This window comes from Rhodococcus sp. 4CII (assembly GCF_014256275.1).
GTDB classification, from domain to species: Bacteria; Actinomycetota; Actinomycetes; order Mycobacteriales; family Mycobacteriaceae; genus Rhodococcus_F; species Rhodococcus_F wratislaviensis_A.
Genome location: NZ_JACCFE010000002.1, coordinates 4,436,860 through 4,452,662 on the forward strand (window position 1 = coordinate 4,436,860; position 15,803 = coordinate 4,452,662).

General features: G+C 66.7%; 14 protein-coding genes. 12 read left to right on the forward strand and 2 right to left on the reverse strand.

Going from position 1 to position 15,803, the window contains the following annotated elements; translation table 11 throughout:
• Positions 1 to 5: 5 nt before the first annotated feature.
• A complete protein-coding gene (locus H0B43_RS21295) occupies positions 6 to 1,499 on the reverse strand; it encodes an MFS transporter (protein ID WP_185726134.1) in 1,494 nt (497 codons plus the stop codon).
• Between the two features lie 333 nt (positions 1,500 to 1,832).
• Between H0B43_RS21295 and H0B43_RS21300 the strand changes: the two genes are divergently transcribed.
• The 7 genes from H0B43_RS21300 to H0B43_RS21330 all read left to right on the forward strand — a co-directional run bounded on the left by H0B43_RS21300 (position 1,833) and on the right by H0B43_RS21330 (position 9,144).
• Complete coding sequence (locus H0B43_RS21300; protein WP_185726133.1) at positions 1,833 to 3,329, forward strand: carotenoid oxygenase family protein; 1,497 nt, start codon at positions 1,833 to 1,835, stop codon at positions 3,327 to 3,329.
• A 100-nt stretch (positions 3,330 to 3,429) separates the two neighbouring features.
• Positions 3,430 to 4,479 (forward strand): LLM class flavin-dependent oxidoreductase, encoded by a 1,050-nt coding sequence (locus H0B43_RS21305; RefSeq protein ID WP_185726132.1) that lies wholly within the window; start codon positions 3,430 to 3,432, stop codon positions 4,477 to 4,479.
• Positions 4,479 to 5,231 (forward strand): enoyl-CoA hydratase, encoded by a 753-nt coding sequence (locus tag H0B43_RS21310; RefSeq protein WP_185726131.1) that lies wholly within the window; start codon positions 4,479 to 4,481, stop codon positions 5,229 to 5,231. Before H0B43_RS21305 ends, H0B43_RS21310 begins: the two co-directional genes overlap by 1 nt.
• Before the next feature lie 27 nt (positions 5,232 to 5,258).
• Positions 5,259 to 5,708: a nuclear transport factor 2 family protein gene (locus H0B43_RS21315; RefSeq protein ID WP_185726130.1), complete on the forward strand. Its 450-nt coding sequence runs from the start codon at positions 5,259 to 5,261 to the stop codon at positions 5,706 to 5,708.
• Positions 5,708 to 6,532 carry an alpha/beta fold hydrolase gene (locus H0B43_RS21320; RefSeq protein ID WP_185726129.1) on the forward strand — a complete coding sequence of 275 codons (825 nt, stop codon included), beginning with the start codon at positions 5,708 to 5,710 and terminating at the stop codon, positions 6,530 to 6,532. Before H0B43_RS21315 ends, H0B43_RS21320 begins: the two co-directional genes overlap by 1 nt.
• Positions 6,533 to 6,723: 191 nt before the next feature.
• Entirely contained in the window at positions 6,724 to 8,031 is a 1,308-nt protein-coding gene (locus H0B43_RS21325; RefSeq protein WP_185726128.1) for a Rieske 2Fe-2S domain-containing protein, read from the forward strand.
• Positions 8,032 to 8,133: 102 nt separating this feature from the next.
• Positions 8,134 to 9,144 carry a hypothetical protein gene (locus H0B43_RS21330; RefSeq protein ID WP_185726127.1) on the forward strand — a complete coding sequence of 337 codons (1,011 nt, stop codon included), beginning with the start codon at positions 8,134 to 8,136 and terminating at the stop codon, positions 9,142 to 9,144.
• A 65-nt stretch (positions 9,145 to 9,209) separates the two neighbouring features.
• On the opposite strand, the gene H0B43_RS21335 is transcribed toward H0B43_RS21330, so the two are convergent.
• A complete protein-coding gene (locus H0B43_RS21335; protein WP_185726126.1) occupies positions 9,210 to 9,650 on the reverse strand; it encodes a nuclear transport factor 2 family protein in 441 nt (146 codons plus the stop codon).
• A 187-nt stretch (positions 9,651 to 9,837) separates the two neighbouring features.
• On the opposite strand from H0B43_RS21335, the gene H0B43_RS21340 reads away from it, so the two are divergent.
• The 5 genes from H0B43_RS21340 (at position 9,838) to H0B43_RS21360 (ending at position 15,776) form a co-directional block, all read left to right on the forward strand.
• Positions 9,838 to 10,902 (forward strand): phosphotransferase, encoded by a 1,065-nt coding sequence (locus tag H0B43_RS21340; protein WP_185726125.1) that lies wholly within the window; start codon positions 9,838 to 9,840, stop codon positions 10,900 to 10,902.
• Between the two features lie 57 nt (positions 10,903 to 10,959).
• On the forward strand, positions 10,960 to 12,759 hold the full coding sequence (locus H0B43_RS21345) for a long-chain fatty acid--CoA ligase (protein WP_185726124.1): 1,800 nt from the start codon (positions 10,960 to 10,962) through the stop codon (positions 12,757 to 12,759).
• 41 nt (positions 12,760 to 12,800) lie between these two features.
• Positions 12,801 to 13,511 carry a nitroreductase gene (locus H0B43_RS21350; RefSeq protein ID WP_252189743.1) on the forward strand — a complete coding sequence of 237 codons (711 nt, stop codon included), beginning with the start codon at positions 12,801 to 12,803 and terminating at the stop codon, positions 13,509 to 13,511.
• Positions 13,508 to 14,524 carry a PDR/VanB family oxidoreductase gene (locus H0B43_RS21355; protein ID WP_185726123.1) on the forward strand — a complete coding sequence of 339 codons (1,017 nt, stop codon included), beginning with the start codon at positions 13,508 to 13,510 and terminating at the stop codon, positions 14,522 to 14,524. The genes H0B43_RS21350 and H0B43_RS21355 overlap by 4 nt, the downstream gene beginning before the upstream one ends.
• 85 nt (positions 14,525 to 14,609) lie before the next feature.
• Positions 14,610 to 15,776 carry a thiolase family protein gene (locus H0B43_RS21360; protein WP_185726122.1) on the forward strand — a complete coding sequence of 389 codons (1,167 nt, stop codon included), beginning with the start codon at positions 14,610 to 14,612 and terminating at the stop codon, positions 15,774 to 15,776.
• Positions 15,777 to 15,803: the final 27 nt, after the last annotated feature.

Below are 15,803 nucleotides of genomic sequence, written 5' to 3' on the forward strand. Positions count from 1 at the left end.
GAATATCAGAATAGGTTACGTGCGCGTCGTGCCGCAATGGGAACCGGCGAATTGCTCGGTGCGGGGAAGGTCGTTTCATTGCCTGCGAGCGCATTCCGGCGAGGATCGATCGTTGTGACCTCGATGTGTACCGGAGACCGTCGGGGCAGGAACACGCCCAGGAACGTGGTCACGAGGGCGCACATCCCGGCCACCACCCACACGACGTCGAACGCTCGTGCCGTGGGGATGGGGACAGAACCGGAGTCGACGCTGAGCGAGACGAGGATCATCGCGAGGGTGGCACTCGCCAGCGACGCGCCGACGGAACGGAGAAGGGAGTTGATGCCGTTGGCGGCCGAAGATTCGGATTCCGGTGCGGCCGCCATGACCAGCCCGGGAAGTGTTGCGAACGAGATGGCGGTGCCCCCGGCGATCACGAACGCAATGGCCGTGACGGTGACGACGGTGCCGGGCACCACGAGCCGGGTGGCACACGCGACGGTGGTGACGACACTCCCGATCAGCAGCACGGCACGACCGTTCCAGCGGTCGATGAGCATTCCGGCGAACGGCGAGACCATCACCTGTGCGAACGCGGTCGTCGCGACCGCGAGGCCGGCGGCGGTGGCGGTGAGACCGAAACCGTGACCGGTCCAGGTCGGGAGTTGTAGTTGCTGCGTCGTGGCGAGCGTGTTGATGAACATCGCGAACGTGATGAGCATGCCGGCCAGATTGGTCAGCAGAACCGGGCGACAGACGGCGGTCCGCAGGTTCACCAGTGGATTGGGCGCCCGCCATTGCAGCGGCGCCCATACCGCGAAGACGACGGCCGCTGCGGCGACACAGCCGAGTGTGCGCGGACCGGCCCAGCCCCAGGACCCGCCCTTGGACAGCGCCAGCAACACCGCGGCGAGTCCCATCGACAACAGCAGTGCGCCGACGAAGTCGAAGCGTCCCGGTGACCGTGACCCGATATCGGGGACGATGAGGAGTGCGCCGACGGTCAGCAGCGCCCCGCAGGCTCCCGCGACCCAGAACACGGTGAGTGGTCCCGCCATGTCCTGCAGGAATCCGGCGAGAGGGATTCCGAGCGTGGTCCCGATGCCGAGCGTCGCGCTCAGCCCCCCGATTGCGGTGCCGATTCTCGCCGGGGGCAGCGTATCTCTGAGAATGCTGATCGCGACGGGCACGAGCGCCGTCGCGAAGCCCTGGAGAGACCGCCCGGCGATGAGCGCCGGGAAGGTGCCGAGGAGGGCGATGAACGAGCCTGCGGTCATCACCGACATGGCGACGACGAGCATCCGGCGCCGTCCCACCATGTCGGCGAGTCGGGTGACCACCGGGGTGGCGACGGCGGCGACGAGCAGGGTTGAGGTGACGAGCCAGGAGGCGTCGTCCGTGCTCACCCCGTACGTCTCCGGCACCGACGGAAGCATCGGGATCGCAATCGTGTGCTGGAGCGAGACGATCGTGCCGCACAGCGCCATCAACGTGACGATCAGCCAGGTGGGAGGCATTCGGCGGGGGAATATCACTGCAGTGCCTCCGGTCTGTGATCCGTGTTCGAGCAGAACCGGAGGCAACCGAGATGCTCCGGGCAGGCGTGAAATGACGGTCTTGTTTCGTCTGCCTGCCGACCCGACCCACGATATTATGATATTTGAAGTATCATAAGTATCACGCGGCCTGCAAGCGTCTCGCCGCCCTGGGTCCGGCGCGAGCGCGTCGGCGCAGGTCAAGTGCCCAAATCGGGCAATGTGAACGAGCGTTTCCATTCGCGTCCGGGCGGTGCTAATGTGCGACGTGCTGCCGGATTTCACCCAGCCGTCGCTATCGGAGGTATGAGGAAAATGGGATATCCGTTACCCAAGGGCAATTCGTTGCGGGGGCCGTTTCAGCCGATGCGTTTCGAGGCGACGGTCGAGGAGTGCATTGTGACGTCGGGGGAGATTCCGCGGGAGTTGTCGGGTGGTTTTTATCGGTCGGGTCCGACGTGGCGTCGTCCGTCGAAGCAGGGTACGACCCCGTTGATCAGTATGGACGGGATGGTGCAGGGTCTGGTTTTGGACAATGGACGGGCGGATTTCCGGAATCGGTGGATTCGGACGCCGAAGTTCGTGGCGGAGGAGCGGGCGGGGCGGGGGTTGTTCGAGTGGACCGATGGGGGGTTCGGGGATTGGCGTGATCACGCGTACGGCGATGTCAAGCGTGACGAGTTCACGGTGGGGGTTCCGCAGGGTACGAACAACATCAATATTTTCCCGTTCGCGGGGGAGGTGCTGGCGTCGGGTGAGCAGGGTGGGCCGCCGATCGCGTTGGATCCGATCACCCTGCAGACGCGGGGGATCGTGAATTGGTCGAGTAAGTTGTCGGCGGGTCTGCACGCGAAGTCGTCGTTCGGGGATGCCTCGTTCACGGCGCATCCGAAGTGGGATCACGACACCGGGACGTTGTATGGGTGGAATTGGCGGGACGAGGCGCCGTTCGTGACGATCCATATCGTGCACCCGGACGGTGCGGTGGAGTCGCGGGATCTCGAGGATGCCCCGTATAACACGGTGGCGCATGATATTTGGTTGACGCCGGAGTGGATCGTGATGCCGTTTCAGCCGTTCACGGCGGATCGGAAGCAGATCACCGAGCGCAAGTTGGGGATCTGGGGGTGGGATGCGTCGTTGCCGATCGTGATCGCGTTGATTCCGCGGCACGATCTGCAGGGGCCGGTGCGGTGGATCAACACGGATCTGCCGGCGGAGTATGTGATGCACACCTTGTCGGCGAATGTCGAGGGTGATCTGTTGATGTTGGATGCGCCGATCTTCAACCGGCCGCCGTTCCCGTTCGCGGAGGATTTCGCGGAGGGCGAGGATGTGGCGTTGTTCTTCTCGGTGTCGCGGAGTTTTCTGGGGCGGTGGACGATCGATCTGAAGACGGGGGCGGCGAAGACGGAGCAGCTCTCGGATCGGCCGTCGGAGTTGCCGAAGGTCGACGAGCGGTTCTACGGCAAGGGGTACACGTTCGGGTTCCAGGTCGGTGGGGTGGTCAAGCGTAACGGGATGTCGATGAACAGCCTGGTCGTGACGAATGTGAAGACGATGGCCGAGCAGGTGTATCAGATCCGGTCGACGGAGGCGGCGGCGGTGTTGGAGGCGACGTTCGCGCCGCGGACCCCGACCTCGCCGGAGGGGGATGGGTTCATCATCGTGCCGGTGTCGTGGTGGGCGGAGCGGCGGGGTGAGTATCTGATTTTCGATACCTACGACATCACCGCGGGCCCGGTCGCGCGGATCGAGATTCCGTTCCTGATGGGCTGGACCCCGCACGGACACTGGATGGACTTCCGCTGACCGGCAGGCCTCGAACGGAGCAGATGACCATGTCGGATTCGACGATTACTTCCGCGCTCCCGACTTGGCAGCGTGTCGCGCTGTCGAAGGGCGGACTCTCGTGAAGGTCGGAGTGTATTTCGATCTCCGGGTGCCGCCCGGATCGGGACTCGACCCGGCCCGCGTCTACGCGCACACCCTCGAGATGTGCGAGTTCGCCGAGGCCTCGGGCCTCGACTCGATCTGGGTCAGCGAACACCATGGCTTCGACGACGGGTACCTCCCGCAGGCGCTCACGTTCGCGGCGGTGGTCGCGGCGCGCACCCGCACCGTCCGGGTGGGAACCGCGCTCGTCGTCGCACCGTTGCACGCCACCGTCGAATTGGCGGAGCAAGCGGCGGTCCTCGATCTGATCTCCGACGGCCGTCTCGACCTGGGGCTCGGCGCGGGATACCAGCAGGCCGAGTTCGATCTCTACGGCGCCGACCGCGACGCCCGCTTCACCACCATGACCAGGCAAGTGTCCGAACTGCGAGAGATGTGGGCGGGGCAGCAGGTGACACCGACTCCGGTCCAGTCCCCGATCCCGATCTGGCTGGGCAGCGGCGGTGAGTACGGCGCGCGTCGTGCCGGGCGACTCGGTGCCAACCTGCTGTTCGTCAATCCGGACCTGATGCCGGCGTATCGACAGGGCCGCGCCGACGCGGGGCTCGACCCCGACACCGGACGTATGGGCGGGCCGTTCTTCGCGCTTCCGAGCGAGGACCCGAACCGCGAGTGGCCCGAGATGTCCGGGTACATCGCATATCAGCAGAACTCGTATCGGCGTCACATGGCGCGCGGAATCGAGGGACCGGCTCCCCGGGAGTACGACCCCGCCGCCGGACGCAACAGGCCGCTGTCCGGTCCGGGAGCGTTCTGGTTCGGGACACCCGAGGATCTGACCGCCCGGTTCGCCGCCTGGATCGGCGACTGCCCGGTCGACACCGTCTTCCTCTGGGCCTCCGTCGGAGGCATGCCCGAGAAGACGGTCGAGCGCACGGTCGACCTGATCGCGCGTCGGATGGCGCCGCTCCTCCGTGGAATCGGCAAGGGCAACAACAACTGTGAATCAAACAAGACACCGCTGCCGGTCGAACCGGCAGACGAATCCGGGAGTGTGATCGTGTAATGGGCTCGACGATCGAGTTGATGAACCGTGGACCGGTTCGTCATATCCAACTCAATGCGCCCGAGCGGCTCAACGCCCTCGATCGGGACATGCTCGACGAGCTTGCCGCTGCGATCGCCGCCGTCGCCGCGGACCCCGAGGCGAGCGCACTGGTCGTGTCCGGCTCCGGCCGGGCGTTCTGCGCGGGCGCCGACGTCGGCAGCCTGTTCGGTGACACGACCCGGCCGCCCGCGGAGATCCGCGACGAACTCAAGACGGTGTATGCGAGTTTCCTCGGGATCCACGACCTGAAGATCCCGACGATCGCGGCGGTGCAGGGCGCCGCCGTGGGCGCGGGCGTCAACATCGCGCTGGCCTGCGATGTGGTGGTCGCCGGTCCACGGGCTCGCTTCGTCGTCTCGTTCGCCGACATCGGCCTGCACCCCGGCGGCGGCTGCAGCTGGTTCCTGACGCGCCGGATGGGCGCCGACCGTGCGATGGCGACGATTCTCGGCGCCAAGACGATCGGAGCGGACGAGGCGTACCGGGAGGGCTTGGCGACCGAACTCGCCGACGACCCCATTGCCACGGCACTCGAACTCGCAGAGCGGTATTCGACGCGGGACCGCGGGATGCTCGCGGACATGAAGCGTGCGGTGCAGCTCGCCCAGGACGGCGACCTGGCGTCGGTACTCGAATTCGAGTCGTGGGCGCAGGCGTCATCGGTCACGCAGCCGGCGTTCCAGAAGTACGTGGCCGAGTTCGGCCGATGATTCGTGGAAATCGGGAAAGGAATCGACATGCCTGACGGCACTCACGTCACACTCACACCGGCCGAGGTGGTCGGTGCGTTCTACGGCGCGCTCATCGACCAGGATCCCAAGCGACTGGGGGAGCTGGCCGACGCAGGCTTCGACGACGCGATCTACGTGGAGATGCCGTCGTCCCTTCCCTACGGGGGCCGGGTCGAGGGTGCACGGCGACTTCGCGCAATGTTCCAGGCCATGGCCCGCGGTGTGGTGGACGTCGGTCCGCGCGGACTGACCCTCGATGCGCTCGTCGACGGCGGCAACCGCGTCGCGGCGCGGCTGTCGTTCGACTGGTACCCGCCGGGCGGCGGTGCGCCGATCGCGTCCGGCGCCGTTGAGGAATGGACGTTCGAGAACGGCAAGGCGACCGCGATCCGCGCGTATTACCGCGATACGGCCGAGCTTCTCGCCGCCTCGGCCACTGCGGTGGACGGCGCCTGATGGAATTGATCAGGGTCGGCAGCGGTGTCAGACTCGCCGTGCACGAGCTCGGCGAGGGACCGCCGGTCGTGCTGGTGGCGGGTTTCGGTCTCGACCACACGGTGTGGGACCGCCAGATGCGGGTGCTGGCCGACGCGGGTTTCCGGGCGATCTGTGTGGACCAGCGGGGGCACGGCCTCTCGGACAAGCCCCGCCACGGGTACGACGTCCCGCAGCTGGCCCGCGATCTTCTCGACGTGGTCGAGACGCTCGACCTCGCCGGAGTGACGCTGGTCGGGCACTCGTTCGCCGGGCAGGTGGGGTTCAAGGCTGCGGCCCTGGATTCCGGCCGGATCGCCGGGCTCGTGCTGGTGGGATCGAATGCGGTCCGTGCCAGCCGGAGCGCGGACTTCCCGTTCGGTGCGCCCGCGAGTGAGGTGCTGCCGCGTCTCCTCGACGGCGAGAACGCCGATCGGCTGGGGTCTCGGCGGACCAACCTCGCAAGTGCGTTCGCCCAGCCGCCGACGGAGTCGACGATCGAGTGGCTCATGCGGGTGTCGTTGCAGATGCCGTCGTGGGCGGCGATCGAGTGTTACCGCTCGATGCTCGAATCCGACCAGATCGACGAGCTCGCACACGTCCGCGTACCCGTTCTGCAGGTAGTGGGACGTGCCGACCCCGTGCACTCGGCGCGGGGTGCGGCCTGGCTGTCGGAGCAGCTGACGCGCTCGCGACTGGTCACGATCGAGGGGTGCGGCCACTATCCGATGCTGGAAGAGCCCGACGCGCTCGAGCGGGAGTTGCTCGCATTCGCGCAGGCCGTGGGCTGCGAGCGGCCCGCGTAGGAGCGATCGGACAAGTCGTGTCCGTCGTTTCCTTGCCACGTCTATTATGAGACGATAATATTCAAAATAACGCGTGGGATGGATCACCAGCGTCACCGGCCGAGTCGGACGTCGGGTAGGTACGGATCCTCCACCCTCGAAGAACTTGGAACCGCAGCCCGGTCGTCAGACCCCGAACTTGGAGAGAACTCATGCTGAACAAGCAAGACAACGACCTGCTCACCCGCGTCGAGGGTGACGCACCGATGGGTGTCTTGATGCGTCAGTACTGGACGCCGGTGCTGATGTCGGAGGACGTCGTCTCGGACGGCGCTCCGCGGCGGATCAAGATCCTCGGCGGCAAGTACGTGGCGTTCCGGGACACCGAGGGCAAGGTCGGGGTGCTCAACGAGGCGTGCCCGCACCGGGGTGCGTCGTTGGCGTTGGCGCGCAACGAGAATTGTGCATTGCAGTGCCTGTATCACGGGTGGCGGGTGGATCGGAACGGCAAGGTGGTGGAGACGCCGTCGGAGCCGGCAGACAGCACGTTCAAGGACAAGATCCGTCACATCGGGTATCCGGTGCGTGAGGCCGGCGGCCTGATCTGGGCGTATTTCGGTGACCCGAAGGCCGAACCGGAATTCCCGGCGTTCGACTGGACCGCTCGCAAGCCCGAGCAGATCTACACGATTCGCGTGGCGCAGCGATGCAACTGGGCTCAAGCCCTCGAGGGTGCCATCGACTCGGCCCACTCCAACTTCCTGCACAACGACCTCAACCGGCGTCTGGCCGAAGGCGGCGACTACACCGGCGGCGGCGGCCTGCTCAACTTCCAGCTGACCGACGGGGCGCCGCGCCTCGAGGTCGAGAACCTGCCCTACGGGTTCCACTACGCGGGCATCCGCGACGCGCTCGTCGACGGTGAGCACAAGAAGTACGTGCGCACGACCCAGTTCGTCGCCCCGTTCTGGGCGCTGTTCTCGGCGCCGGAGAACTGGGTGTTCTCGCAGGTGTTCGTGCCGGTCGACGACGAGAACACCATCTTCTACTTCATCCACGCCCGTCTCGACGACGAGAACATCGAGCCCGAGTACCGCGCCAAGATTCTGGAATGGTCCGGCGTCGGCGAACTTGACGAAAACTTCCACATGGACTTCCACTCGGGGAACATGTGGCAGCAGGATCGGGACTCGATGGACCGCAAGAAGCACGGTGACAAATTCAGCTTCAGCGGCATGACCGGTAACCAGGTCGAGGACCTCGGCATCCAGGAGAGCATGGGTCCCATCGAGGACCGCAGCCGCGAGCACCTGGGCACGTCGGACCTGGCCATCATCCGCATGCGGCGCCTGATACTCGACGCCGCGCGCAAGTATGCGAAGGGCGAGACCCCGATCGGCCTGGGGCGGAACTTCTCGTACGAGGAGATCCGCGCCGCCGAGAAGATGATCGAGCCGGGAACCTCTTGGAAGGGTCAGGTGGGTTCGCGCGGAGTCGCCAAGGACTCCGCCGTCAACTGAATCGGGTCGGGTGCGGGCGGCGGGAGAGAGGTGTTCCTGCCGCCCGTCCGATCCCGGGCGCCCGCTGCCACGGCCGGTCGCCTCTGTCGAGAGGAACAGAACATGGATGCACAGTCCGCATTCTTCAACGTCGTCGCGGCCGACGAGGCGATGCACGATCCCGGCCCGGAGTCGAACTGGAACGAGTCGGCCTTCTTCCACGTCGTCGAAGAGGACGGTTCGGCCGGGGCGCTGTTCCGCATCGGCCGACGGGTCAACGAGGGTTTCGCCGAGGTGACGGCGCTCCAGTTGCGCAGCACTGGTGACGCGCTGGTCGGTTTCCGGAGAGCGAAGATCACCGACAACCTCCGGTGGCAGGCCGGGGACCTCGACTTCGCCGCGGAGGGGACGGCCGGGGGCTGGTCGATCTCGTTCGACGGCGAACTGAGCCACCTCGCCGACGGAACGGAATTCGCGGATCCGGGTACGGCGTTCCGCAACTCGCCGAAGGAGAAGGTCGCGTTCGACCTGTCGTGGGTCGACCTGGCCCCGCCCTACCGCACGTCGACGGACGGCACGTACCACGGCGGCGAATCGGTCGCCAAGGATCACTATGCCGGCGTCGGGCAGGTGACCGGTACCGTCCGAATCGACGGTCAGGAGAAGCGAATTCGCGGATTCGGCTTCCGTGACCACTCATGGGGCGTGCGCAACTGGCAGTCGATCGACTGCTGGCGGTGGGTCTACGGCCAGCTCAATGCCGACAACCTCTTCTCCGTCGTCGCGATGCAGGTCGGCACGCCCGAACCCGCGGTCGCGGGCATCGTCCTGAAGAACGGCACGCCGCACGTCGTCACGAAGATGAGCGTGAAATGCCGGTACGACGGGGCCCCCGACTACTGGCTGGCCGGTGCGGACGTCACGATCCCGCTGCCGGACGGCGACGTGTTCGAGGCGACCTACCAGCCGACGTGCCGTCTCCCGCTCCGGCACACGAAGGGTGACGAGGTGCTGCGCATCGTCGAGCATCTCGCGAACGTGCAGATCAACGGCAAGTCCGGTGCCGGCTGGATCGAGGTCACGGACCGGATGGAGGACGGCCGCCCGTTCGGGTTGGTCCACGGCGACGCCTGACTCCGAAGGCTGTCGCCCGTTTCGGAACCACCGGACCGCCCGTGCGTCACGCACGGGCGGTTCCGTCATCTCTGCAGGCCGGGCAGCTCGTGGTGGGCGGGCCGCACGGCGCTCAGGTGCGCGAACTTCCAATCACCTTCGATCTTGACGTACCGCTCGTCGTATCGCGCGAGCGTGAGCCGGGCGGCGCCGTCGTGGAAGTCGACGACGCCCACGAAATGCCACGTTCCGCACGCGGTATCCCCGGTCACGGTGATGTCGAGATTCGTCGTGTTGTGCTGGGAGAAGCGTATGGACCGCCCGAATCGCTCGAATGCCCGGCGAATCTCGTCGTGACCCCGGTATGTGCCGACCCCGTCGGCCTCCCAGATGCCGTCGACAGCGAAGAGCCGGACGATCGCGTCCGGGTCGTGGTGATCGTCGCAGACGTTGCAGTACTCGGCCTTCAGGCGACGGATTCGCTCGATGTCCTCGAGTCTGATCAGGCGTTCTTCGATGCTCGGCACGGTGTCTCCCGGCGGTGTGAAACGGGTGGTCCCGGCGGATTCCGGGCGGTGGGTGGATCGACTCACCGTGGGGTGCAGGATGTGAGTCGGGTAACGCGAATGGCTTGACGGCGCTGCGTGCGGTTCCTATATTGATCCTAGCAGTCTCAATTATATTCGCGCCGACAGTCGAGGAGACTCCGGTTTCATGCTTGATACTTCCGATTTCCAGCCGAGCGCGCCGGACGAGATCACGGCCGCGTGGCTCACCGGGGTCCTGCGCCCGCAGAACCCGACGCTGACGGTCGAGCACCTCGAGGTCACCAAGATCATTTGGGGCACAGCCACGAAGGTGCTCCTCGAGGCCACCTACTCCGGACAGCCGGACGTCCCGCTGTCCCGCAATCTGTGCGTCAAGGGCGGCCTGGATCGCCGTCTCGACAACGTCTCCGACGACGCGATCCACACGATGGAGGCCCGGTTCTACGGGGAACTGCGGCACCTGTTCGAGTCCTCGGCGCCCGAGTGCTACTACGCCGGCGTCGACCGGACCGGCGGCAAGGGACTGATCGTCCTCGAAGACATCGCCGCGGCGGGATCGACGTTCATCGAGCCGGGTGACGTCCTCACCGTCGATCAGGTCGTGAGCGGACTGCGTCACCAGGCGAAGTGGCACGCCGCCACCTGGGGGAAGACCGCAGCCGACCTTCCGGGCGTCGGCGTCGGCAGCATCACCCGGAAGGCCGCGAAGCTCTTCTACCGAGAGAAGTACTGGAACTCGCACTTCGCGCAGGAGGGTGCACCCCAGTACCCCGCGGAGCTTCAGAACCCCGACCTGCTGTACCGGGCGTTCAAGAAGGTGTGGGAATCGGACGACGTCGCCGTGCACTCCCTGCAGCACGGCGACGCACACCTCGGCAACACATTCCTGCGCCCGGATGGCGACCTCGGCTTCATCGACTGGCAGTGCTACTGCTTCGGACCGTGGTCCTACGACGTCGCCCTCTTCCTGTCGGGTGCGTTGTCCGTCGAGGACCGCCGGAGCAGCGAACGGGATCTCCTCAGGGACTACCTGGACCAGCTCGCGGCGGCCGGCGGACCGCGGATTCCATTCGACGAGGCGTGGGCCGACTACGTCCGGCACCTCGTCCACGGGCTGATGTGGACGATGACACCCAAGGTGATGCAGCCCTTCGAGCGCAGCCGGATCATGAGCGACCGCTACGTGACCGCCGTGATGGACCACGGCGCCGTCGCGGACGTGTACGCGTGACGATCCGCCGCACTCTTTCTCGAGTAGAGCTTTCGGAAATGAACAGGAGAGACCGAAGTGCACGCTGATAGTGGTCGAGAAGGTTCCGTCCTCGCCGCGGACTCCGCTCCGGCGAGTCTCTGCGCCCGCTTCCAGGACAGCGCCGCGCGCTACCGGGACCGGATTGCGTTCACGTCGTTCGACGGGTCGTTCGCAGACATCACCTGGGGTGAATACGCCCGCAAGGTCGAGGAAACCGCAGGGGCACTCGCGGCCATGGGAGTGGGCCGGGGTGACTGCGTGGCACTCCTGTTCTCCACCCGCCCCGAGTTCCACTGGTTCGACCTCGCGGCGCTGCACCTGGGTGCCCGCACGGTCTCGGTCTACAACACCGCGCCGCCGCAGTTCATCGAATACCTGCTCACCAACTCCGGTGCCCGGGTCCTGGTCACCGAGCGCGCGTACAGCGAGCAGGCGGAGCAGGCCGCCGGCCTGATCGAGCACGTCACGGTCGTCGACGCGGTCCCGGGTGACCGGCACGCGTGGGCCGACCACGTCGCCGCGACGCCCGCCGACTTCGACTTCGAGGCGCGCTGGCGGCAGGTGCCCTCGTCCGCCCTCGCGACGATGATCTACACGTCCGGGACGACCGGTGTGTCGAAGGGCGTCCAGCTCACGCACGGCAACATCCTGTGGGCGGTCGGCACCTACATGGAGCGGATGGGTCTGCCGTTCGGCTCCGCGCAGATGTCGTACCTGCCGATGGCACACATCGCCGCGCGGAACATGGACCACTACGGACAGATTCTGCGCGGCTTCCAGATGACGCTGCTCACCGACCATTCCGAGGTCCTCGACGGCATGCTGAAAGTCCGCCCGGGTCTGTTCTTCTCCCCACCACGCATGTGGGAGAAGCTGAGGTCGCGCATCCAGGCCGAGATTGCCGCGCAGAGTGATCCGGCCCGCCGTGCGGAGCTGACCTCCGCCCTCGAGCAGGGTCTCGAACTCGTCCGGCGGGGCGAGAAGCCGAACGAGGCGGACATCGCCGTCATGCGCGACATCCGAGCGCTGGTCGGCCTGGACCGGATCGCGGCCGCGATCATCGGTGGCGCCCCCGTGGCACGGGAACTGATGGAGTTCTTCCACTCCGTCGGCGTTCCGCTGGGTGAGTCGTACGGCATGTCGGAGAACGGTGGTGTGTGCACCACGAACCCACCGGACGGTGTGCGCTTCGGAACGATCGGCGTCCCCCTCGACGGGCAGGAGGTCCGCCTCGCCGACGACGGCGAGATCCTCGTCAAGGGGCCCGGTGTCATGGTCGGCTACCGCGACATGCCGGAGGCCACCGCCGAGGCGATCGACAGCGACGGCTGGCTGCACACCGGTGACATCGCCACGCGGGACACCGACGGCTATCTGACGATCGTCGGCCGCAAGAAGGAACTCATCATCAACGCGGCAGGCAAGAACATGTCGCCGGTTCTGATCGAGGGTGAACTCCGCAAGCACGGCCGGTTGCTGTCGACCGCGGTCGCGATCGGCGAGGGCAGGCCCTACATCGTGGCGTTGCTGACACTGGACCCGGACGCTCTCGCCACATACTGCGCCGACAACGGCATCGAACCCGCTCCGCTGGAGGAGTTGGCCACCGACGCGCGGATTCTCGCCGTCGTCGCGGAGGACGTCGAGACGGCGAACCAGGGGCTCTCACGCGTCGAGCAGATCAAGACGTTCCACATCGTCACCGACACGTGGGCACCGGGCGGAAACGAGGTCACCTCGACGCTCAAGATCCGCCGCAAGGGTGTCGCCGACCGCTACCAGGAAGAGATCCGGGCACTGTACGACCGTCGTGCCCTCGCCGGCTCCGCCGGCTGAACCGCCGAACACGACACCGACTCTCCCGAGAGTCCGACCGAATGTGGGAACCCTCCATGGACCTGATCAACTCGACGCCTGCCGACGTCCTCGCCACCCTGCTCACGGAGCGCCGTAGCTGCCGCAGCTACCGGCCGGAACCCGTCGACCGTGACGTCATCCGGTCGCTCGTCGCGGACGCGAGCCACGCCCCGTCCTGGTGCAACACGCAACCGTGGAACGTGATCGTCACCGAGGGCGAGGAGACCGAACGGTTCCGCAAGGGGCTCAGTGAGCACGTCGGTGAGAAGTTCGAGGACGACCCCGATTTTGCGTTTCCGGCGGCCTACGAGGGGGAGTACCTGGCGCGCCGCCGCGAGTGCGGGTTCCAGCTCTACGAGAGCGTCGGCATCGCCAAGGGTGACCGCGTCGCTTCCCACCGGCAGATGTTCGAGAACTTCTCGCTGTTCGGGGCTCCGCACGTCGCGATCGTGACCACCGAGCGCAACCTCGGCATCTACGGCGCGGTGGACTGCGGACTGTTCGTGCAGAGCTTCCTCCTCGCTGCACAGGCCCGCGGGATCGGGGCCGTTCCCCAGGCCGCCATGGCCAGCCAGGCCCCGTTCATCCGGGACTTCTTCGACATTCCGGAGGAGCGGATGATTCTGCTCGGCATCTCGTTCGGGTACGCCGACACCTCCGATCCGGTGAACGGCTTCCGCACCCGGCGGCAGACCGCCGACGAGATCATTTCCTGGGCAGGCGAGCAATGACCATCGACGAGGCACAGACCCGATTCGAGAGCACCGCGGGCGAAAGCGGGGACGACGTGAACGAAGAATCGCTGCGACTGCGGGTCGTGGACGCAGTCGACGTATCGGATTGCGTCCGCGGATTCCGGCTCGCCGCCGAGGACGGCACCGCACTGCCGGCGTGGGCGCCGGGTTCCCATCTGGACCTGGTCCTGCCGTCGGGCCTGATCCGGCAGTACTCGCTGTGCGGCGATCCCGCCGACGGATCCGCGTATGAGATCGCGGTGCTGCGGGAACCCGAATCCCGCGGCGGCTCGATCGAACTGCACGCGTCTGTCCAGGTCGGCGACGTGCTCGTGGCGCGCGATCGGCGTAACCACTTCGAGCTGCGTCCCGCGCCTTCGTACCTGTTCGTCGCCGGGGGAGTGGGGATCACGCCGATCCTCCCGATGATTCGCGCCGCAGCCGAGCAGGGCGCGACGTGGCGGCTCGTGTACGGCGGACGCAGTCGTTCGTCGATGGCGTTCGTGGAGCGGGCCACCGGTTTCGGTGCGGAGTCGGTCGACATCGTCGCGCACGACGAGCGCGGGCTGCCGGACCTGGCAGCCGAGGTCGCGGCGACGAATCCCGATGCCCTGATCTACGCGTGCGGGCCGGAGGGCTTGCTCCGGGCGCTCGAGGACGTGTGCACGGAGGCTGGGCGCGGTGCGTCGCTGCACTTCGAACGGTTCGGCGCGTCGAGCGAACCGGCCGAGACGGGGGACAACACCTCCTTCGAGGTCGTGCTCGAGCGAACCGGTACGACCTTGCACGTCACGGAGGACGTCACGATCCTCGAAGCGGTGCGTGGGGTGATCCCTGACGCGCCCGCGTCGTGTGAGGAAGGATTTTGCGGAACGTGTGAAACACGTGTTCTCGGTGGGGTTCCCGAGCACCGCGACTCCGTGCTGTCGGACGAGGAGCGCGAGGCGAACGAAACGATGATGATCTGCGTCGGGCGTTCGTGCACCCCCCGGTTGATCCTGGACCTCTAGATCCTGCAATTCCCGGTGCCGATCGAGGAACGATCGTTCTGCCCGTCGCGCCGGGATCAGACATCACCGACACGAAGGAGTCCTCATGGTCGAGGCCATCGTCACCTCCGCCGTCCGCACCGCAATCGGGACGGCGTTCAAGGGCAGCCTGGCACACACCCAGCCCGACGTACTGACCGTCCCGGTCATCACGGCGGCACTGAAGGAATCGGGCGTCGCACCCGATCTGGTCGACGACGTCATCCTTGCCGAATCACTCTACGGCGGGGGCGATATCGCACGATTCTCAGCGATCGAGGCCGGCCTGACGCACGTGCCGGGCCTGGCCGTGAACCGGCACTGTGCCGGCGGGCTCAGCAGCGTACTCCTCGCCGCGGCCGGTGTGCGCGGGGGCGGCGAGCGGTCGATCATCGCCGGCGGCGTCCAATCCTCCTCCACCGCACCTATTCTGCGGCTCCGTGAGGACCCGGACACCGCGTGGCTGTTCCAGTCGCATCGGCCGACCCTCGACGCGCCCGCCGACGACATGTCCGTCACCGTGGGCTGGAATGCAGCGCGCCTCAGCGGAATTTCGCGCGAGGACCAGGACGCGTGGGCATTGCGCTCACATCGACGCGCCCTGGCGGCGATCGAGAAGGGCGTGTTCGCCGACGAGATCGTGCCGCTGTCGGTGCCCGCAGCGGACGGCGCGATACAAGTATTCGATACGGATGAGCACCCGCGCGCCACGACCGACGCCGCGAAACTCGCGTCCCTGCGGGTCCTGCACCCCGAGATCCCCGGTTTCAGTGTCACCGCAGGCAACGCCAGCGGGATCAACGACGCCGCTGCCGCGCTCATGATCACCTCCTCGGATGTCGTCGACGCCGACGGACTACCGGCTCTCGCGACGATCCGGGGCGGCGCTTCGGTGGGTGTCGACCCCGTGCGCACCGGACTCGCCGCGGTCGACGCGATCCGGAAGGCACTGTCCCGCACAGGCATGTCGGTCACCGATATCGACCTGTGGGAGATCAACGAGGCGTTCGCGTCGGTTCCGATCGCGGCCTGCCGCGCGCTGAATCTCGACGAGGACCGCGTCAACCCGTTCGGCAGCGGGTGTTCCCTCGGGCACCCCGTGGCGGCGACCGGCGCGCGCATGCTGACGACCATCGTCCACGAACTCGGGCGCCGCGGTGGTGGCACCGGCGTTGCCGCGATGTGTGCCGGTGGTGGGATGGCCTCGGCGGTGATTGTCGAAGTCGGTTCCTGAGTACCTCGATTCCGGCGGGTCACCGCC